Here is a 20374-nt window from a genome sequence, read left to right on the forward strand (position 1 = left end):
GCCTACAAGCGATCGTTCTAAGGGTTGTTAATCCTCTGCTGTAGCTCGTTTGTCATTGCTAGTAGTTCCGATTGCCCGATCGCACTTTGTTCACCACTCGCCAACCACTTCAATTGTACAGTCTGGTTTTCAGCTTCCGCATCTCCCAAAACTAAACACGCAACAGCACCACTTCTGTCGGCTCTTTTAAACTGTTTCCCGAACGCACTGCCGCTCAAATCTATCTCGACGCTAAACCCGGCACTTCGCAATTTTTGAGCTAACAATACCGATTGCTGTTCTGCTTTTTCCCCCCTGGATACCAAATAAAAATCCAACTTGGGTACAGGCAAAGGTTGCAACTTTTGCAGCAGGATAATTAACCTTTCGATACCCATTGCCCAGCCAACTGCTGCCGTATCTGGGCCGCCCAATTCCTTAACTAAACCGTCGTAGCGGCCGCCTCCGCAAACTGTTGCTTGCGCTCCCAAATCGTCGGAGATAATTTCAAATGCGGTGTAGGTATAGTAATCTAAACCGCGCACTAATCTGGGATTTAAGTGATAGCTAATTCCTAAATTTGTGAGCATAAGCTGCACTTGCTCGAAGTGCGATCGCGATTCCTCTCCCAAATATTCTAAAATGCTAGGCGCACCACTTACAATTTCTTGAGTGCGCTGATTTTTGCTGTCCAATATCCGCAGCGGATTGCGAGTTAAGCGGTCTTGAGAATCGGCGTCTAATTCGTCTTTGTGCGGTGTAAAATAATCTATCAATGCTTGCCGATAATTTTGTCTGTCTTGCTTATTTCCCACAGAATTAATATCGAGGCGCAAATTTTTTAAACCCAGGGTTTGCAGGATGTCGCAGGCGATCGCAATTACCTCGACATCCGCACGAGGATTCGCACTTCCCAAGACTTCCACGCCAATTTGATTAAACTGCCGTTGTCTTCCTTCTTGCGCGCGTTCGTAGCGAAACATCGGCCCCGCATACCACAGACGCTGTACGTCTCCTGCGGCGTACAAACTGTTTTGAATAAAAGCTCGAACTACTCCGGCGGTGCCTTCTGGGCGCAAAGTAGTCGATCGATCGCCCTTATCCTTAAAAGTGTACATTTCTTTGCCCACAACATCGGTAGCTTCGCCGATGCCACGTTCAAATAAAGATGTCTGTTCAAAAATTGGCGTCCGAATTTCTCGATAAACCGCTTTTTTTAAAATGGTTCTAGCGACTTCTTCTATATTTTGCCAATATTGAATTTCTGCGGGCAAAATATCCCGCGTTCCCGGTAAAGTTTTAATTGCACTCATTTTGTTAGTCAGTAGTCAGTAGTCATTAGTCATTAGTCATTAGTCATTAGTCATTAGTCATTAGTTAACGGTTATTAGTTGTTAGTCAACAGTCAACAGTCAACAGTCAACAGTCAACAGTCAACACTTAACAATAACTAATGACTTAATAATTCCCACGCTCCGTAACGATCGCCATAATAAGCCAAAATGCGATCGACCCGCTCGCGACCTGCCAAATCGAACCCTTCAGGATACTGTATCCACAAACCCCCAACTTGGCTGTCGCAGTAATCAAACCGCTGCGACTGCTGCGGAATTAAACCGGTTTGCACCCCTTCAACTTGACGCAAATGGATCGCCACTTCGCGATACACCGCCAGCGGCAATCCAGGGCTTTGAATTTGATAGCGGAGTTGTTTTTCTTGTGCCGTTTGCATCATTTCTTTGCCTGTCCCCAACCAGAATCCCTACTTAAGATACTTCTTTATCGATCGGCCGCGGTAAAGGGCAGCAGTTAATATTGTCCAAACATACCTTTCCCCACTGCAACGCCCAGCGTACAAGCGTAACTCGATTGTCAGCGCGCGTCTTGTTCAAGATATTGCTAATGTGGTTGTCAACTGTACGCTTGCTAATCTCTAACTTTTCGGCAATTTTCTCATTAGTCAATCCCGCCGCTACTAACTCTACCACTTGCAATTCTCTGTCCGACAGGGTGACAGGGGTTCCAGAGACAATCCCACTCATAAATTTTTCCTATGTCTGCATATTTACCTATCTACAATTCTAAAGGATGAGGGATCGAGTATGAAGAGAAAATTAAATTTGTTGTGCTACTCTTTCGGATCCGAAGCACCAACTCGCTTGCAGAATCGCCAGGAGTGCAAACCCAGCGCGCACACGGCAAGACGCACAAGCAGTGCAAGTGGCTGTGCGTCTTGCCGTGTGCTGCCTTTACCTACGCCCATCTGACATCCGGGCCCAACCTCCAGATGTTTGCGCGTAAAACAATTAAATGATAAGCCCGCACTATATTTCAACCTTTAGGGAGTAACTGCCAGTTTCAGTAAGTCTGATATTATAGGAGCAGCCATAAAAAAATAGCTTGCAATTTTTCTGGGATGGGTTAAAAATCATTATTGACCTGTCTACTTCTGGTCTAAAATCTCAAATCTCAAATCTAAAATTTCTATGACTTATCCTCGCGTTCTGTGTCTGGGTGAAGTTTTATTTGATTGTTTAGCAGACAAACCCGGAGTATCTCTCCAAGAGGTAGAATCTTGGACGGAATATCCCGGCGGAGCTCCTGCTAATGTTGCCTGTGCTTTGGTTAAATTGGGGACGGCGGCGGGATTTATCGGTGCTGTAGGTGGGGATGAATTGGGGAATTCCCTAGTGCAGGTATTGCAAGAAGTAGGGGTTGATATCGCTGGAGTTCAGCGACATACAAGTGCGCCAACGCGGCAAGTTTATGTCTTGCGGAATGAAGCGGGCGATCGAAATTTTGCCGGTTTTGGCAAATTTGATACTGCGGACTTTGCAGACACCCACCTCCTCGCTGCACAACTACCGGAGGTGTTGTTTGAAAATGCCGAATATTTAGTGCTAGGCACTTTAGAATTAGCTTATCCTGAAAGTCGAGAGGCGATCGCCAGAGCGATCGAACTAGCAGAACAGTATGACGTTAAAATTATACTTGACATCAATTGGCGTCCGGTGTTTTGGCCAAATCCAGACGAAGCAAAAGCGCACATTAGAAAAATCTTAAAAAAAGTTGATTTTGTCAAGTTATCTGACGATGAAGCCGAATGGTTGTTTGACACTAGCGACGCAGGAGCTATTACCTACCGCCTCGATACTGTAGAAGGCGTTTTGGTGACGGCGGGCGAGAAAGGTTGCGCCTATTGTATCTCGGAAAATGAAGGAAAAATCCCCGCATTTAAAGTAGATGTTGAGGATACAACAGGTGCAGGCGACAGTTTCCTGGCTGGTTTTGTCAGCCAATTGTGCAAGGTGGGAATTAAGAGTTTAGCCACTCCAGAAATAACAAAAAAAGTGGTAACTTATGCGAGTGCGGTAGGTTCGATGACAGCGATGAAACCGGGTGCAATTGCGGCTCAACCAACCGCCCCTGAAGTAGAAGCTTTCTTGTATTTGTACAAAAATTAGGACGGCAAACCTATCAGCATGGAAACGGAGAGGGGGCTAAATTTGGTTCAGGAACTCGGTTAATCAGAAAAAAAATAACTCTTATACTAAATCCGCCTTAAAAAACCTCGGACTAGGCGATTGAAATCGGTACTATACAAACTATCCTCCTAGCTGAGAGAAACTCAGAAATAAAGAGGTATTTAAGTTAAGCCATCTGGGGGATTAGAGGTTTTATTCGGGGCAATTAACTGTACATGAGATGATTTCTAATTTGGCGCAAGATTACCTCTAGCGGCTGCGAAGCATCTATGATAATTGCATCTTCTGGTTCTTCGAGAGTGTCTAACTGACTTAACAACAAGTCGGTTTTCATGTAGTGATTTTCCCGACTTGTTAAGCGGGCTGCCAATATCTCAAAAGAACATTTCAGATAAACTATTTTCACCCGCTGTGGGTCGCGGCAGAGCATTTCGCGGTAAGATGCTTTTAAAGCAGAACAGGCCAAAACCACATTTTTATTTTCTAACAGCCACCTGTCTATTGCAGCTTGCAATTGTAACAGCCAAGGAAGGCGATCCGCATCTTCTAAAGGAATGCCCAGACTCATTTTCTCGATATTAGCGGATGGGTGAAAATCGTCGGCATCGCTGAAATCCCAATTGAGAGATTGCGCCAGCAACTTGCCAACAGTAGTTTTGCCAGAACCTGAGACTCCCATCACGATCGTAATCATGGCGCCTATTTACCGAATACTTGCAATTTGATCGAGTTATGCGATCGAGAAACCGGGTTTCTTTAGTTACCCGATGAATGATACAATTATAAACAATTCCACCAACCCAGTCTATTTCTAATTATAGAGCAATTTTATTCCAGAGTGGGTCTAATGAATTCACAATAATTAACTTGGGTTCTGCCCTAACTTTGTGATGATAATTTTACTTCTTGTTGCTGATTATCCGATCGCACTTGCAGCCAAAACATCACTGCTAACCGGCTGGTACATCGGGCTTTGGAAAGGGCGGAAGTCTCGCCAATCGCCCGTCATCTTGCACAGCAACCGGAACTGTAGCGGCGTTGGGGGTTGGTTGAGGCGATCGACTTCTACGCGCACCAGTTCTCGATCCTGCGAGATAATTTGAAAAATGTCCTCCAAAAGATAGCGCGGACAATAGCCTACAATCCCGCGATCTTTCGTACACAGAAGCAAAGCAGAGGAATCGTGCGAATTTTGAAATTCGTGGGATAAATACAAAAGTTCGCCCACTTTAAGCCGGTTAATCCGTTCAATTGCCAGCTTGGGAAGGTGTCGCAGTCCATGTGCAAAAAAATGGATGCGGTAACGTCCATTTTCATCCGGTTCGGGACAGGGGAATACCTCAAATTTATCAGTTACCCGTTTCCCTCCGCTGCGGGCCAATAAAGCAATTGGGTCATCTTCGTGTTTAGGGATATTCAACCACTTTACAAATTCAGGGTAGTCAGGGCGCGATCGCGGCATCACTCGATTGGAAAACAAGGGAAACAGTTTCTGTGAAGTATAAACCTTATTGAAATCAGGGAAAGATGGCAAGGCTTCAAACCAGCACTTAAGTTTAGCTTCTAGAACACCCTTTGTATAATTGAACTGGTATTCTTTACCGTTAAATGTTAATCGACCAATCGGAAACCAAGAACCGCTGCCTGACTCTTCCCAAGCCAAAAATAGTGTTTTCAAAGCAAATCTCCAGTGAATTCAAGTAGCCTTTCTCTGTTAAATTCAAGTATTTGTTGAGAAAAGTCAATGGTAATTTGTGAAATTCGATCGCGCGGTATCCGCTTAAAAATGGCGAGCGTATCATTAGCTGAAATCTTCTCAAGGCAATTAAGCCAAATTTCGGCTGCTTCGGGATAGTCTAGCGCTGCGGAGCGGAATGCCTCAAAAGTCTTGAGAGGTTTTGGTCTATTATCGCTAGCATACAACTGAGAAGAGCCTCTTTTAGCATAAGCTTGGACAGAATAGCCAGTATCTTTTGTAATCAGTCTATTTTGGCGTTCTTCATCAGATATCCGCACTCCCAAACTAGAGGCATGGTCGTGAGTTGGTGCTAGATATCTGGCGATATTTAAAGTAGGAGCGCTTTCGGGTTTATCTAATACACCCCAATTCTCTGAGTGACGGTCTGTATTGCCAATCCAGGCATCTAATAGCAAATATCCGACCAAAGTTTCTACTGCTGTTTCTATCCCGACTGGCGGAACCCAATCGAGGGGCAAATTAACAGAATTGTCTGCGATCGCATTCAACACAATATTAACTCTGTGCGGTGCGTTCGCAGACAAAACTTGATTCCCCGGAATGAAACTGCCACCATCGGGCAAAAATGATGGTGAGACAGTTCCGCGTTGACTTCTCCAAGTTGCCAGTTCATATTGAGCATGGGGCAGTCCGAGCAATTTGCACAACTCGGCTGCAACTTTTTCCGCCCAATCTTCACCTGTATTTTGTCGAGACTGTTTGTACAAGCAACGCCCTAAATTTGGATCGTCAAACCAGAACTTGTACTTAGTTCCCATAGTCTCGGTTTCAGATAGCTCATAGGCTGCTTCTGGAACTACAATAATAGGGAACTTTTCAGCCATTGTGTCAACTTTACAGAATGCTAAAAGCAACTATTTAACACAGGAATTCGCGCGGATCGGTGACATACCCAGTCAGCGCAGACGCCGCCGCCGTGTAAGGCGAAGCTAGATAAACTTGCGCTTCTTTGTTCCCCATCCGACCGGGGAAATTGCGGTTAGTTGTAGACACGCAAATTTCTGGTTCGTTCATCCGCCCGAAAGTATCTTTCGGGCCGCCCAAACAAGCGGCGCAAGAAGGCGCTGCCGGTTCGATACATCCTGCTGCTAAGAAGATTTCCGAAAGCGTTTGACCGTCGTATTTTGTGACAAACAAATCTTCGTAAACTTTCTGAGTTGCTGGTACTAAATAAGTCGGAACTTTGACTTGATTTCCTTTGAGAATGCGGGCGGCATTCAGAAAGTCGGAGGTTTTGCCGCCGGTGCAGGAACCGATGTAAACTCGATCGATCTTGACATCGCGGCAATTGCGGGCTAAGTCGCGGTTGTCGGGGGAGTGCGGTTTGGCGACGACTGGTTCTAATTTGGTGACATCGTAGGTGCGATCGCTATAAAATTTAGCATCCCCATCGCTGTAAAATGAATCGAAGGGTTTGTCAGTCCGAGAAGTAACGTAATCAAACGTAGTTTTGTCGGGCGCAACCGTGCCATTTTTACCGCCAGCTTCGATTACCATATTGCACAGCGTCATCCGTTCTTCCATCGTCAAACGCTCAACTGTATCGCCGGCAAATTCCATTGTCCGGTAGTTAGCACCAGCAACGCTAATGTCACCAATAATCTGCAAAATCAGGTCTTTTGCTAACAAATAATCCGGCAGTTCGCCGTTGAACACAAACCGCATGGTTGCCGGAACCTTGATTAACAGTTTGCCGGTTCCCATGATAAAAGCCGCGTCTGTATTGCCGATACCAGTGGCAAATTGTCCGAAAGCGCCGGCATTGCAGGTGTGGGAATCTGTGCCGAAGAGCACTTCGCCTGGTCTGGTGTGGCCTTCTTGTGCTAGCGCGATGTGGCAAACTCCTTTGTAGTCGGGATTTGCTTTGAAGTCCGATCGATCCGTGATGTCGTAAAAGTATTTTATCCCTTGTTCTTTGGCAAAATCGCGGAGAATATCGACGTTGCGGTTAGCGCGTTCGTCGTTGGTGAAAATGTAGTGGTCGGGAATTAGGACGATTTTGTCTGGATTCCAGACTTTAGCATTCTCACCGAATTCGCGTTTGAAAACGCCGATGGTGCCGGGTCCGCAGACATCGTGGGTCATCAACACATCTGTTTCTACCCAGATATTTTCTCCGGGCTCGACTTTAGTGCGGCCTGATGCTTTGGCTAATATTTTTTCGGTCAGAGTCATTCCCATAGTTCGATCGCTCTTTTTTGTGAGATGCTACAAGTGTATTGTAAGCGAAACATTCCCTGTTACCGAGGATACTGAGGCAAGAAAATGTCTCTGATGTACTTCCAACTTTAGGGAACTGTCCAGCTTTATAGCAGTTTTCAATTGCATTGAATATTAATTGTAGGGCGGGAAATCCCCACCTTAAGAAATTATGCGTAATGTTATGTGTTGTTAAATAATTAGGGTCTATTATCAAAATCTAAAGTATATTGGATCGTAACTTAATTTAAACATTCAGTTTTGGCATGACCCAAATTTGGTAATAATTTATCGAGAGGTCGAAGGGAGAAATTACTATGATTGGCGAAAAAGTTCAACATTTCAAAGTGCAGCTATTACAAAGCGATCGCACTTCGGAATTCGTAGCGATCGCCCCCAAAACCCGATCGCTAAAAATATCCGCTGCGGCAACCGCGATCGGCACTCTGCTAATCCTATTCGCACCGCCGGTTAAAGCTGTTAATCTTACCTTCGTGAGCGATCGCGCGGCCTTGGGAGGTACAGATCGCGTTGATTGGTCGATTTTAGGGCCAGTCCCGCCCCCGTTCCAAGTATTGCCCAACTTCTTCTCAGTCACCTCGGAACAAGGACTCGGAATTAATGTCAGCATTCCCCCCGCAGCAGCCCCAGGAGTGACACCTCCCTTACTGTTTCAAACCTTACCGTCACCGGGTATTCCCACCAGCTTTGCCAGCGGTGATTTCATTTTGTTTACAGGTTTAAGACCAGGCCCGCCGCCAGCAGTAGGAAACCCAGGCCCACTGACAATTACCTTCGATCGCCCCGTAGCGGCCGCCGGGACGCAAATAGCGGTAGATGATACTTTTTTATTCACTGCATTGATCTCGGCATTTGACAGTAATAATAATTTGTTAGGCAGTTTCTCAACACAAGGAACATCCTCATTAGCACTGGATAATTCGGCCCAATTTCTCGGCGTTCGCAGCGATGCTGCCAACATTTCGCGGCTCGTCTATACCAGTTCTGAGGGATCTCGCGCGTTGGGGATTAATGCCCTCAGCATTGCCGAAGCAGTGCCAGAACCCAGCAATATGGCTGCCATGATTGTTGCAGGATTGGGATTGTTGGTCGTCAAAATTAAGAGGCGATCGCTCTTGGTTAAATGATAGTTTTACCAGACCCGGTTGTTGATGGCGATCGGGTTTTAATTATGGAGGCAAAAAATTTAATAATATAAGACGCTCGTGGCCTCACACATCAAGCTTTGCCAATCCCAAATAGCGAATCCCTTCGGGCGTCACGTCAAAGCGGCAAGGCAAAACTTCGACACCCTCACCCCTCGCCTGTCTGAACAATTCTCCATAAAGGCGATCGGCACTATCCCCCGGAGCAAAATCAGTACAATCCCCGCGATTAATAAAATACAGCATTACAGCCCTCGATCCCTGCCGCACCACTTCTATCAATTCTCTCAAATGTTTCTGTCCTCTCTCCGTCACTGTATCGGGAAATAGAGCCAACTCCTCTTTTACCCAAGTTGTATTTTTAACTTCCAGAAAAATCGGTTTTTCCTCACCAGTTAGCCAAAAATCCACTCTACTTTTTTTATCAGTGCCGTAAACAACCTCCGGTTGAATTAAACTGTAATTGCCCAACTCTGGAAACAAGTTCAATTCCAAAGCTAATTTAACTACTCGATTTGGCAGCCCAGTATTAACTCCCACCCAAGTTGGCACAGTGTCGCAAACTTTAATTAATTCCCAAGTATAAGCTAACTTGCGTTTAGGATTGTCGCTGGGAGATACCAGCACTGGATTGCCGGGAATGTAAACACCAGTCATCGGGCCAGTATTCGGACAGTGCGCGGTGATTATTTCTCCCGAATCTAGTTCTATTTCGGCAAAAAATCGCTTGTACCGCTTGATTAAAAGGCCTGATAAAAGAGGGGGATATTTGTAAATTAAGCCAGTCATTAGATTTTAGATTTTAGATTTTAGATTGAGGCATCATAGCATGAAAGGACGGTTGGTAGTTTAGCCAGGCTTACTTATTCCTTCATTCTTTGTTTCATATCCTTTGCAGCTAAAGTATAACCTCCATCAGCGCCATCTACAAAATGTACTTGGCGACCGTTGCGTTCAAACACCAAACAAGTCATCAACGCTCTGTCAGCAACGTGCAAACCGTACACCAGCTTGCCTTCTCGGTAATTATTTTCCAAGTACGCCGTCAATTTTTTTCGCTGCCACCCATTCCCCGAAATTACCATTCTCAACATATCATCAAATTTGCGGTAATCCGTAGCGGCGATCGCAATATCTTTATAAACTCCCCAATCTAACTCTTCTGTCTTAACTTTTAAATTCATTAGCAGGGAGCCAAGTGCCGTCTCTAACTGTATTTTTGATAAATCTATCTGGCGGTCAAACCAACTAGCATTGTACGCTTTAACTTGAATTTCTTTAATCAGTTTTTCGCTATTCAATGTCAAATTAAGATTTTTACCATTAATAGGATTCAAGCAATCTTCTTTGCCGTAAATTGATTCGATTTTTTCTAAAATTTTTCTATAACGTTGATGGTTCTGCTGAGTCCAATCTGAATGAACCATTACCAGCAGCGTTACTATTTCCCCGTACTTGCTGGGAATATCCTGCCATCGGCATTCCAACCCCGAAAAATCGGCAGTTTCAGAACTGCCATTATTTTTAATACTGTAAATATTACCCGCCGCAGGGTCTTTAATAAGTTCAGTAGCACGGGTTAATCCGCCGCCAATAAAAACAGCTTGGCTGTAATTTTCGGAAACTTTAAACTTAGCTATTTTAACCGGATAATTAGCTGCAACCACAACCTTAACCGACACAGCTCCAACTCGCAAATCCATGTCAAATTGAGTTTTAGCCATTTGTTGAGTGGCGAGCAAAGCAATCTTAGCAGCGGGTAGAAGCGATGGCCCCATTAAAAGAGTAGCGCCGTCGCCACCAAAGACAAAGGGAATCTCCGTTTTGCCTGCTACATTCAAAACAGCAACGATCGAACTAGCTCCCAATAAGTTAACTTCTTTGTAGCGTCCAGCTTCAATCGCTTTGGTAGAACCGCGAATATCTGTGACAATAATGTACCAGTCATCGGGTACATCAACAAAATTCCCCAAGTCAGTAATATCGATAAAATTGTCCACTAAACGCAATTCGGAATAGAAGTTTTCTGAATTCATGATATGATTCTCCCGATTCGCTATTAAAATAAGTGAATCCTTTTAGCATTAGCGTTTGTAACCATTTGTGGCAGAATTACAGAAGCCCTCTCGTTCCCTAGCAGGCATTGCGGGCATTGTCGCAGTCGCCACTCTCATTAGCAAAGTCTTTGGATTGGTGCGCCAAATTGCGATCGCCGCAGCCTTTGGAGTCGGTATCGCCGTCGATGCCTACAACTATGCCTACGTCATCCCCGGTTTCTTATTTATTTTGCTCGGAGGGATTAACGGGCCATTTCACAGTGCCATAGTCAGCGTTTTAGCCCGCCGGGATAAAAAAGAAGCAGCACCCTTAGTCGAGACTATCACCACCTTAGTCGGCGGCTTGCTGCTGTTGGTAACAGTAGCTTTAATTATTTTTGCCGATCCCCTGATCGATTTGGTAGCACCGGGATTAAATAGAACAGCAGAAGGTTTACAAATAAAAGCAATTGCCGTCCAGCAATTCCGGATTATGGCACCGATGGCATTACTTTCAGGCTTAATCGGCATTGGTTTCGGCACTCTCAACGCGGCCGATATGTACTGGTTGCCATCAATTAGTCCTTTATTTTCCAGCGTTGCACTTGTCGGCGGTTTGGGGATTCTCGCACTGCAACTCGGAGACAAAATTATTCAGCCAGAATCCGCACTAATTGGCGGCTTAGTTTTAGCTTGGGGAACTTTAGCGGGTGCTGTTTTGCAGTGGTTGGTGCAACTGGTAGCGCAGTGGCGCGCCGGCTTGGGAACATTGCGCTTGCGGTTTAATTTTAAACGCCCCGGAGTTCAAGAAGTAATTAAGGTGATGGTTCCTGCTACCTTATCATCAGGAATGCTGCAAATTAATGTTTATACTGACCTATTTTTCGCATCCTACATCCCTCAAGCTGCCTCTGCAATGGGTTACAGCGGCTTGTTAGTTATGACGCCTTTAGGCATCATTTCTAATGTAATTTTAGTGCCATTTTTGCCGATATTTTCTCGCCTCACCGAACCCAAAGACTGGCCGGAATTAAAAGATAAAATTCGTCAATCTTTAGTTTTGACCGGGATTACGATGCTGCCACTGAGCGCTTTAATGGTAACGCTGGCTGGGCCGATCGTCCGCGTGGTTTACGAACGCTATGCTTTTGATCGGTCAGCATCGCAGTTTGTCACGCCGATATTGATGGCTTACAGTATTGGAATGTTTGTGTATTTGGGACGCGACGTTGTGGTACGGGTATTTTACGCTTTGGGAGACGGAGAAACTCCTTTTCGTGTCAGTATTATCAATATCTTTTTGAACGGACTGCTGGATTATTTGTTAGTAGGAGCTTTTGGCGCGCCCGGATTAGTCTTGGCGACGGTGGGAGTGAATTGTCTTTCGATGGTTATGCTTTTGTACTTATTAGATAAAAAGCTAGGTGGCCTGCCTTGGGGGGAGTGGAGTTTACCTTTTCTGGGGTTAACTTCAGGCAGTTGTCTAACTGCTTTCGTTACCTTGGCTACTCTGCAAGCCTGTCAAAGAGTTTTGGGTACTGAAGGTTTGGTAATTCAATTAGTGCAGTTGAGTGTGGCAAGTTTTGTAGGGTTAGGAGTTTTTGCCGTGTTTGTCAGCCAGATGAAGTTGCCGGAAGTTGATATGTTTGTCGATCGCATTCGGGGGCGTTTTCGCAAATAAAATTGTCGGGGCGGGTTAAAGGCGAAATACCAGGCACAACGCCCACAATCTGCGTACAAAACCCGCCCTTTACTTTACATTTTCTTCTGAAATTCCTCAAGAACATCCATCAATTGAACTTGACACTGCATCGGAATCAAATCTGCCAGTGGCACTTCCCGCTTGCCACCGCCCAACTTGACTGGAATTCCTTGCAAAACTTGTCCAACTTTGTCAGTATCTAAATTGCCATCTTCCAGCATGGAATAAAGTTGTTGGGCAACAACGGTATGCAGGTGGGCATCTCTCAGATACAAATGCCACTTGGCAATGTCAATGTAGACATTTTCGCCGATTTCGGCTGCTAAGGATTCGATCGCCTGTGTAGTATTAGCCATATCAAAAAAGCCGAAAGTTATTTGTTATCAATCAAAAGACTTAACAAATCGCCGCCAACTGCCTTCAGCCAGAATCTTTGGTGAGGGGCGAATAATCGGCGATCGCAAAATGGTAAATCGCGTGGGCCAAAACTACTAGAGCCCATCCACCCGTTACCGAAATTGCCCAAGGCCAATCCGCCTTTTGCAAATTGTGAACAAACCACAAACCAGAATTGGTAGCAGAAAAAAGACCGACGTGGATAGCAAAATTCATCCGGTCATCTAAGCGGCGGTACTCTGGATCATTGCGATCGGGTTTGCGGGGCCAACGAGGAGGCATAGTTTTTCACTTGATATTAGTAGTTCTGTGCCTATTTTAATCATAAGTGCAGCTTTTTGAATGCTGCATCCCTCTTTCGGCATGAAACTTATGCCTCTACATTTTCATAGTCTCCAGACTTGCCGCCACTTTTACTCACCAGGCGAATTGACTCAATGGCGATCGACTTTTCCAATCCTTTCGCCATATCATACAAAGTCAGCGCCGCCACCGAAACCGCCGTCAGCGCCTCCATTTCCACCCCTGTTTCCGCCTTAATTTTCACCGTCGCCCGAATTTGATACCCCGGCAACCCAGCATCCGCTATCACCTGCACCTCCACGCTACTCAGCGGCAGAGGGTGACACAGAGGAATCAAATGTGCAGTCTGTTTCGCCGCCATAATTCCAGCCAGCCTTGCAGTGCCCAACACATCACCTTTCGGCGCATTCCCCGCTTCAATCGCCGCAAACGTCTCCGGTAACATCCGCACCCTGCCAGCCGCTACAGCTTGCCGCACAGTCGGCACCTTCGCTGAAACGTCCACCATTTGGGCTTCACCGCTGTTGTCGAGGTGAGTTAGCTGTGCCACATCGGGCAATTTAGAAAAAGTTTGCGAAAGGTCTTGCATTATTTTTGTAATGGTGTTACTGTTAGATTCTGTGAGAAAAGAACTTAATCAATTTTAGATTAAATCTCAACTCAACAGGGGCTTGTAGCTTAGTTGGATAGAGTGCATGGCTACGAACCATGAGGTCGGGGGTTCGAATCCCTCCAAGCCCACTACTAAAAGTTATGAATTTTGAGTTAGGAGTTTTGAATTAAGAAATTAATTCAACCCGCGATTCAAGACTCATAACTTTTTTAATTTGTATTTTACAACCAACCTCACTGTGTGTGCAACAGGCCCGAAAGCCTGTTTTTCTGCTAACTCATCGATTCAAAGCATAAATATCTTTGCCTCGACCGATCGCAAATTTCATCGAATTAGATAAGCCCTTGCTAGACTGAGTAATAAAAATCAGCAAAGCCAAGCCAGCGAGGCCAGCCGCAAAACCAAACATATTTCTGTAGCCAACTTGTTCAGCAACAAAGCCTAAAGTCGGCCCAGCAATCGCAATCCCCAAATCAAATCCGCCAATACAAAGGGAAAACAAGCGACCCCTTTCATGAGGTTCGCACCTGTCCGACATCAGCGTTACCATCATCGGCAAAACAGTACCGCCGGCGCAACCTTCAACCAAAGCTGCTATTAAAAAAGCATTGCTGTTGTTAGCAAAATACAACAATAACATAGATACGGCATAACAGATTAAGCCGCCAGAAATAAACAAGCCGCGGCCGTATTTGTCCGAAGCCCGTCCCGTAACTAACCGCATACCGAAACTGGCGATAGCCGCCGTAGAATAAAATAATCCCGGATTCAAATTAGCCTTGGTTTCTTGGATAAACAAAGGCATAAAAGTGCTCAAAGTTCCAAATACTAAACCAACCACCAATAACACTAAAGCCGGAATCCGTACTCTAGGATTCCACAGCATTTTCCAGTATTTTTGGCTATTTTTGTCCTCCGATAGCGAGTCCGATTTTGTTAAATCTGCAAAATTAGGTTCCGCAATTTTGCAGGTGAAAAATACAGCACTTACAGCGAAAGCCGCCGACATCGCAAACAAAGGAGTGTAACCTACCCAAACTTGCACAAATCCGCCAATAGCCGGCCCAACTGCTAGACCAATAGGACTCACCAAGCTCATGTAACCGATTAATTCGCCCCGCTTTCCTGGTGGCGAAAAATCTGTTACCAAAGCGCTATAAGCTGTGGTAAAAGCGGCTATGCTAATGCCGTGAAAAGCCCGGATAAGTAACAGTAAGGGGATAGATTGAGCTAACAGGTAGCCCAAAGGGGCGATCGCAGCGACTGATGCACCTAGAAGCAAAACTTGTTTTCGTCCCCTGCTGTCGGCTATTTTACCCAACTGCGGCCTCGATAGCAAAAGTCCGATCGCAAATGCACCCATCACAAAGCCAATTTGCTGTTTTGTGCCGCCCACAGATTGAACGTACAACGGCAAAGTTGGCAGCAGCGAAGCCAAACTCGACCAGAATAGCAGACCTGCGGTGAATAAAGTCAGCAAGCTGCGTCTGGGTTGGGGATCGATGTCCCTAAAAATATTCAAGATGCCAATTCCCTTTAAATCTTCCGAGTGCACTCAAAGTAAGTTCGAGTGTCTCTATCATTGTGTTACAAATTCTTAAGCTTTGGACCAAAAAAGTTGATATTCGACTCACTGTCAACTGTCAACCGTCAACTGTCAACCGTCAACCGTCAACATTCTTACCAATCAACCTCAGCCCTTTCCTTCAGCACCCGTTCATAAACCCACTCGGTTTCTATCGCCAACTTCGGCCAACTAAATCGGCGTTCCAAATCCTGATAAGCATTGTCAAGCAACCACTGCGCGTAACCTGGATTTTTCAAAACCTCCAAAATTCCCCAGGCCAAAGAATCCCGATTGTTTGCCTCAGTAACAACGCCAGTTTTAGTGTGCAGCACCACTTCTGGAAGTCCGCCCGCATCCGAAACGACCACAGGCACTCTTGCAGCAAAGCTTTCTAACGCTACAATCCCAAAAGGTTCGTAAAGACTGGGAAAAACCGCGCAGTCAGCCACCGTCTGGAATTTGTCAAGATGTTCCTCAAACATGAACCCAGTAAAATAACACTTATTCCAAATTCCTAAATGCCAAGCTAAATGTTTTAGATGGTCTGTATTGCCGCCACCAACAATTACAATTTTTGCTTTACCCCCCATTTCCCAAATTACTTTAGGTGCAGCATTTAGAAATACACCAATGCCTTTTTCATAGCTAATTCTTCCTACATAATAGACAATTTTCTCATCATCAGCAGCAAACCTGCGGCGGAAATCCATCGCGTCAAATTCGTGCCACCGGGGCTTTTTGTCTGGTCTAATTCCGTTGTAAATTACATCTATTTTGTTCCACGGAGTTGATAGTACCCGTTCGGCTTCCCGCCGCATATAATCACTGCAAACAATTACTCGCCAAGCGTTGTAAGCGAGGTCGTTTTCCTTGGCGTTAATATAGCGCTGCCCTTCATTGTGGATGCCGTTGAAGCGGCCGTATTCGGTGGCGTGGATGGTGGCAATTAGCGGTATTTTAAAGGTATGCTTGAGGGCGATCGCCGCATCTCCCACCAACCAATCATGAGCGTGGATGATATCAAAGGGGCCTTCCTCAAGCATCAGTTTGCCACCTTGGTGGCCCATGCTTTGGTTGAGGTTCGCCACCCAGTGAAAAAAGTCCCTGGCGTGCCCCACTACCACCCGATGCACCCGTATTCCTTCCACCACTTCGTACATAGGCGCGTGGCCGAACTCTACTGTAATTAAGTGTATTTCGTGGCGCAGCTTTACCAATTCAGGATACAGTTCCGATACGTGGCGGGCGATACCGCCTACGATTCTGGGAGGAAACTCCCATGCCAATACCAAAATTTTCATCTTTCTCCCTCCAAATAATTTATATATCTTAATGTTTAGGATTAACAGATTTATTGTATAATAACCAGCCTCAAATTTGAGTGGTTCGCAAGTTTAGGCCCAATGCCTGACTGTTGACAGCAACAAAGACGGAAAATCATGCCTAAACCTCGTTTTTGCAGGAAATTGCTTGATCGCCATTACCTGAAAAAAACAGGTTTCCTCAAGATTTGAGCCACTGAGGGAAGCAATGGCGATCGCGCCTACCCGCTTACGGTTTCTTCAAAATCGGCTCTAATTCGCCGCGAAAACGGGTCCAAGCAGCAGCAGATGCAGAATTAGAAACAGCACCCTGACGCATCAAAATCGTGCCATCTTCAAAGCCAACAATTCCGTACTCTCCAGATTTGGACATTCGATCGATCGCCGGTACAATCTCCTGCAACTGTCCCCGTTCCCCGCGAAACGCAGCCTGATATTGCTGTAACTGCCAGAGATCGGCAATTACATATTGCATCTTCACTGCCTTCCCCGCATCATTGCGGAGTTCAAACATCGGAAACCTGAGAATTTCCCGCCTGCTTGACAAAATCGGCACAATAGTATTCGTCGCTGCCACGCTAGCATCAGCAGGAATTTGAGCCAACAGCGGCCGCACTTGCAAAACGTGCTGCCATTGTCTGACGAGAGGAACCTGCACCCAAGGGTCGATCGCATCGGGCAAAATCAAAGAAAAAGTCCGATTTGGGTTAGAAGTGAAGGTAAAAAATAGCGACAAACAGATGCAAAACGCCCAAAAGCGGCGAAACTTTGAAGAAGAAGGGAAAGGAAACATTGCAGAAGGAAAGCGCAAGATTGTTTTTTGTCCGCTTCTAATTTGATCTTCTTCCTTTTGGCGATCGGCCCACCACAGAATAGCCCCATAAAAAAGCCCTGGAACCACAGTCATCGCATAGCGAATATTAATCGCCAGCACCGACTCTCCTTTCGCTAAAAATAGCTTCAGCAGCGGAAATCCAGCTATCATCCAAGACGCAGGCGCGAAAGCAGGAACCAAAGCTAATGGCAACCACTGGCCAACCAGGTATCTAATCTTAGCAAAAAACGGCGTAAATAACTGAGCCACCAACCGTCCGGGATTGCTCACCATTCCCCAAATAATTTCAAGAGTCGAAGCTTCATCTCCATCGGCATATTGACCGAAGCGCTCCATCATAAACCGCTGCGATATGTCAGCAGAAAACAAAGGCATAATCAGATTAGTCAGGACGATCATATAACCAAAACTGAGTATGCAGACAGCTAAACCAGTCCAAGGGTAGCGCCGGCTCAAAATCAGGTAAACTCCAACGCCAAATAAAACAACTCCCCCATCTTCTCGCACGGCCAAAATTAAAGTTGCCAGAATCCCAAACAGCCACCACCAGCGCTTCTCCATCGCCAGCAGCAAGCCGAAGACATACAGCGGCATTTGACAAATATCGTGAAAATTGCCCAAAGTCGGGCCGATAACCGCGTTAGCGCAGTAATAGCTCACAACAATTGTCGCCGACAGCCTCGGTTCCAGATAGTGTCTGGCGAGAGCATAGAGCACTCCTCCAGCCGCCGTAATTAAAGTCACCTGCAACACAGTCAAAGTGACGGGCGAGGGAAACAGGGAGTAAATTGGCAGCCACAGCATCAGCGCCGGGGTAAAATGCTGCCCCAACCGATAGTAAGATACGGACGGGAGCTGATTTTGGTGAACCACATTAGTGGACAAAGCCGAAGAGAGGGAACTCTCAAACAAGTGACCCCGAGTGCCATTCCAAAAAAGTTGATTGAAAATGCCTTGGTCGTAAGTAGCGTAAAAGCTGTAGTAGCGGTGCAGCGTCAGCAACAGGCACAGCACAAAAAAGGCGGCCGCCACTTGAACCACCACCCGCAGCGACTCATTTTTCTTCCATCTCAAAAATATCATCGGCCCGCCGTAATGAAATTATCGGACAATAGCATAAATCTAAAGTAAGTATTAAATTAAAGTAGAAGTGAAATAACTCGGCTCGGCAATGCTCAATTATTTTCACCCGATCGAAAAGCTCAACAGCGTCCATCCCACACTCGACACCAGCGGCACTGACTGTTCTCCCGAACAGCAGGTCAATTCCGCACCGCTTTTACAGCTTTTGCTGTTTGTAGACAAGCGTTCCTCTTCCCGGGAACAGACCAGACACATCCGCAAGTCCCTAAAGGATTTGAAGGCAGAGTGCGACTTTGAGCTTCAAATCATCGACGTAGGAGAACAGCCCGATTTAGCCGAACACTTTAAACTTGTAGCCACTCCCTCGCTGCTCAAAATTCATCCTGAGCCGCGACAAACTCTCGCCGGCAGCAATTTGATCGCCCAACTAGAACACTGGTGGCCCCGCTGGAAGCGTTCTGTAGAAGAATACGCAGCTCAGCAGCAGTCAGCCCCAGCACTTGCGGAAAGCCTGACTAACCCAAAAACCATCTATTCCGTGGCTTGCGCCGCCGAAATTGTGCAGCTTTCTGATGAAGTTTTTCGCCTCAAACAGGAAAAAGAACACCTGCAAGAGCAGTTGCAGTTGAAAGACCGGATTATTGCGATGCTAGCTCACGACTTGCGTAATCCCTTGACGGCAGCATCTTTGGCTTTGGAGACTTTGGAGTCAAGTCAGAAGGTGAAAGAGGGGGAAAAGTCGCGTTTGACACCGAGTCTGGCGGCTCATTTGATGAAACAAGCCCGCCGCCAAATCCGAATTGTCGATCGTATGATTACAGATATCCTGCAAGCAGCCCGGGGTACAAACGCTCAACTCCACATTGAACCAAAAAGAATCGAACTGGGGGCGATTTGTCAAGATGTAATCTTGCAGTTTCAAGACAAATTTCAGGCGAAAAGTCTGAACTTAGAAACAGACATTCCCGCAGATTTGCCCTTGGTTTATGCAGATCCCGATCGCATCAAACAAGTCATAGTCAACCTGCTTGACAACGCCAGCAAGTACACCCCAGACCGAGGAACTGTTAATCTTTCAATTCTCCACCGCACCGCTTACAAAGTTCAAGTCAGCATTTGCAACAGCGGCCCGGGAATTCCTGAAGAAGATTGTGCGAGCATTTTTGAAGACAGCTTTCGCTTGCAGCGAGATAAATCCACAGACGGTTACGGCATTGGACTGTCTCTGTGTCAAGGCATCATCCGCGCCCACTACGGTCAAATTTGGGTAGATTCTGTACCCGATAGAGGCAGTTGTTTTCACTTTACTCTGCCGGTTCAAAAATAAAACTTAGCTGTAGATTTGTCAGTTGTCCGTAGCAACCGAATTTGATATTACAGCTCAACTTTTCCGCAGTGCAGCAATAATCTGTGCGTTTGCCTTGGGAAAAGTAAATTGGTCAATTTCGTCGAGTGTCACCCAGCGAATTTCATCGCATTCGATCGTTTGCGGTTCCCCACTGACGTAGCGGCAGTGGTGCACGTATAGTCTAACTGTAAATTTAGTGTAATCGTGGTCAATTGTAATCAAGCGATCGCCAACTTCTACGACAATCCCCAACTCCTCCATAATTTCCCGTTTTATGCAAGCTTCGATTGTTTCCCCAGGCTCTACTTTTCCGCCCGGAAACTCCCAGAAACCCCCGTGCAGTCCATGTTGTCGGCGCTTGTCAATCAAAATTTGTTGGCGATCGTTCCAGATTGCAGCAACGCCGATAACTTTGTGGGCCAAAGGAGAAAGAGACATATTAATTGGGAAGTGGGTATTGGGAATTGGGTAGGGGGAATTTAAGAATAATATCAATAATTATTTAATCTAAAATCTAAAATCTAAAATCTAAAATCTAAAATCTAAAATCTAAAATCTAAAATCTAAAATCTAAAATCTAA

General features: G+C 45.8%; 20 protein-coding genes and 1 tRNA gene. 5 read left to right on the forward strand and 16 right to left on the reverse strand.

Annotated elements, in window-relative coordinates; translation table 11 throughout:
• Window positions 1-17: 17 nt before the first annotated feature.
• The 3 genes from hisS to QT996_RS21060 form a co-directional block, all read right to left on the reverse strand.
• Complete coding sequence (gene hisS / locus QT996_RS21050) at window positions 18-1292, reverse strand: histidine--tRNA ligase (protein ID WP_333048697.1); 1275 nt, start codon at window positions 1290-1292, stop codon at window positions 18-20.
• Window positions 1293-1429: 137 nt separating this feature from the next.
• Complete coding sequence (locus QT996_RS21055) at window positions 1430-1711, reverse strand: hypothetical protein (RefSeq protein ID WP_333048714.1); 282 nt, start codon at window positions 1709-1711, stop codon at window positions 1430-1432.
• A gap of 34 nt (window positions 1712-1745) precedes the next feature.
• Entirely contained in the window at window positions 1746-2021 is a 276-nt protein-coding gene (locus QT996_RS21060) for a photosynthetic electron transport-dependent transcriptional regulator PedR (protein ID WP_006633901.1), read from the reverse strand.
• Between the two features lie 444 nt (window positions 2022-2465).
• On the opposite strand from QT996_RS21060, the gene QT996_RS21065 reads away from it, so the two are divergent.
• Complete coding sequence (locus tag QT996_RS21065; protein ID WP_333048698.1) at window positions 2466-3443, forward strand: carbohydrate kinase; 978 nt, start codon at window positions 2466-2468, stop codon at window positions 3441-3443.
• 226 nt (window positions 3444-3669) lie between these two features.
• Here QT996_RS21065 and QT996_RS21070 read toward each other — a convergent pair whose 3' ends face one another.
• The 4 genes from QT996_RS21070 to QT996_RS21085 form a co-directional block, all read right to left on the reverse strand.
• Window positions 3670-4158, reverse strand: a complete 489-nt coding sequence (locus tag QT996_RS21070) for a gluconokinase (protein ID WP_333048699.1) — start codon at window positions 4156-4158, stop codon at window positions 3670-3672.
• Window positions 4159-4380: 222 nt separating this feature from the next.
• Window positions 4381-5142 (reverse strand): HIRAN domain-containing protein, encoded by a 762-nt coding sequence (locus QT996_RS21075; RefSeq protein WP_333048700.1) that lies wholly within the window; start codon window positions 5140-5142, stop codon window positions 4381-4383.
• A complete protein-coding gene (locus QT996_RS21080) occupies window positions 5139-6047 on the reverse strand; it encodes a hypothetical protein (protein ID WP_333048701.1) in 909 nt (302 codons plus the stop codon). Before QT996_RS21080 ends, QT996_RS21075 begins: the two co-directional genes overlap by 4 nt.
• 34 nt (window positions 6048-6081) lie before the next feature.
• Window positions 6082-7404, reverse strand: coding sequence for a 3-isopropylmalate dehydratase large subunit (locus QT996_RS21085; protein ID WP_333048702.1), 1323 nt, complete (start codon window positions 7402-7404; stop codon window positions 6082-6084).
• 335 nt (window positions 7405-7739) lie between these two features.
• Between QT996_RS21085 and QT996_RS21090 the strand changes: the two genes are divergently transcribed.
• Window positions 7740-8570, forward strand: coding sequence for a PEP-CTERM sorting domain-containing protein (locus QT996_RS21090; protein ID WP_333048703.1), 831 nt, complete (start codon window positions 7740-7742; stop codon window positions 8568-8570).
• A gap of 84 nt (window positions 8571-8654) precedes the next feature.
• Here QT996_RS21090 and sfsA read toward each other — a convergent pair whose 3' ends face one another.
• Together sfsA and QT996_RS21100 are read right to left on the reverse strand one after the other, a co-directional pair.
• Window positions 8655-9377: a DNA/RNA nuclease SfsA gene (sfsA, locus tag QT996_RS21095; RefSeq protein WP_333048704.1), complete on the reverse strand. Its 723-nt coding sequence runs from the start codon at window positions 9375-9377 to the stop codon at window positions 8655-8657.
• A 74-nt stretch (window positions 9378-9451) separates the two neighbouring features.
• Window positions 9452-10624 (reverse strand): DUF3095 domain-containing protein, encoded by a 1173-nt coding sequence (locus QT996_RS21100; RefSeq protein WP_333048705.1) that lies wholly within the window; start codon window positions 10622-10624, stop codon window positions 9452-9454.
• 67 nt (window positions 10625-10691) lie between these two features.
• Here QT996_RS21100 and murJ point away from each other — a divergent pair, with 67 nt between their 5' ends.
• Complete coding sequence (murJ, locus tag QT996_RS21105; RefSeq protein WP_333048706.1) at window positions 10692-12305, forward strand: murein biosynthesis integral membrane protein MurJ; 1614 nt, start codon at window positions 10692-10694, stop codon at window positions 12303-12305.
• 74 nt (window positions 12306-12379) lie between these two features.
• Here the strand turns inward: murJ and QT996_RS21110 are convergent, their stop codons facing one another.
• From QT996_RS21110 to moaC, 3 genes are all read right to left on the reverse strand, one after another.
• On the reverse strand, window positions 12380-12682 hold the full coding sequence (locus tag QT996_RS21110) for a DUF3181 family protein (protein ID WP_333048707.1): 303 nt from the start codon (window positions 12680-12682) through the stop codon (window positions 12380-12382).
• Window positions 12683-12746: 64 nt separating this feature from the next.
• Window positions 12747-13004 carry a 2TM domain-containing protein gene (locus tag QT996_RS21115; protein ID WP_006633890.1) on the reverse strand — a complete coding sequence of 86 codons (258 nt, stop codon included), beginning with the start codon at window positions 13002-13004 and terminating at the stop codon, window positions 12747-12749.
• A gap of 88 nt (window positions 13005-13092) precedes the next feature.
• Window positions 13093-13614 (reverse strand): cyclic pyranopterin monophosphate synthase MoaC, encoded by a 522-nt coding sequence (gene moaC, locus QT996_RS21120; RefSeq protein ID WP_333048708.1) that lies wholly within the window; start codon window positions 13612-13614, stop codon window positions 13093-13095.
• Window positions 13615-13692: 78 nt separating this feature from the next.
• Between moaC and QT996_RS21125 the strand changes: the two genes are divergently transcribed.
• Window positions 13693-13766, forward strand: a tRNA-Arg gene (locus tag QT996_RS21125).
• 149 nt (window positions 13767-13915) lie between these two features.
• On the opposite strand, the gene QT996_RS21130 is transcribed toward QT996_RS21125, so the two are convergent.
• The 3 genes from QT996_RS21130 to QT996_RS21140 all read right to left on the reverse strand — a co-directional run bounded on the left by QT996_RS21130 (window position 13916) and on the right by QT996_RS21140 (window position 18445).
• Window positions 13916-15160, reverse strand: a complete 1245-nt coding sequence (locus tag QT996_RS21130; protein WP_333048709.1) for an MFS transporter — start codon at window positions 15158-15160, stop codon at window positions 13916-13918.
• Window positions 15161-15318: 158 nt separating this feature from the next.
• Window positions 15319-16506: a glycosyltransferase family 4 protein gene (locus QT996_RS21135; RefSeq protein ID WP_333048710.1), complete on the reverse strand. Its 1188-nt coding sequence runs from the start codon at window positions 16504-16506 to the stop codon at window positions 15319-15321.
• A gap of 250 nt (window positions 16507-16756) precedes the next feature.
• Window positions 16757-18445, reverse strand: a complete 1689-nt coding sequence (locus QT996_RS21140) for a DUF2079 domain-containing protein (protein WP_333048711.1) — start codon at window positions 18443-18445, stop codon at window positions 16757-16759.
• Window positions 18446-18533: 88 nt separating this feature from the next.
• Between QT996_RS21140 and QT996_RS21145 the strand changes: the two genes are divergently transcribed.
• Window positions 18534-19772: a histidine kinase gene (locus QT996_RS21145; RefSeq protein ID WP_333048712.1), complete on the forward strand. Its 1239-nt coding sequence runs from the start codon at window positions 18534-18536 to the stop codon at window positions 19770-19772.
• Between the two features lie 54 nt (window positions 19773-19826).
• On the opposite strand, the gene mutT is transcribed toward QT996_RS21145, so the two are convergent.
• Window positions 19827-20231, reverse strand: a complete 405-nt coding sequence (gene mutT, locus QT996_RS21150) for an 8-oxo-dGTP diphosphatase MutT (RefSeq protein WP_333048713.1) — start codon at window positions 20229-20231, stop codon at window positions 19827-19829.
• Between the last annotated feature and the right edge of the window lie 143 nt (window positions 20232-20374).

Origin of the sequence: Microcoleus sp. S13C4, assembly GCF_036700865.1 — a bacterium.
Lineage (GTDB): Bacteria > Cyanobacteriota > Cyanobacteriia > Cyanobacteriales > Microcoleaceae > Microcoleus.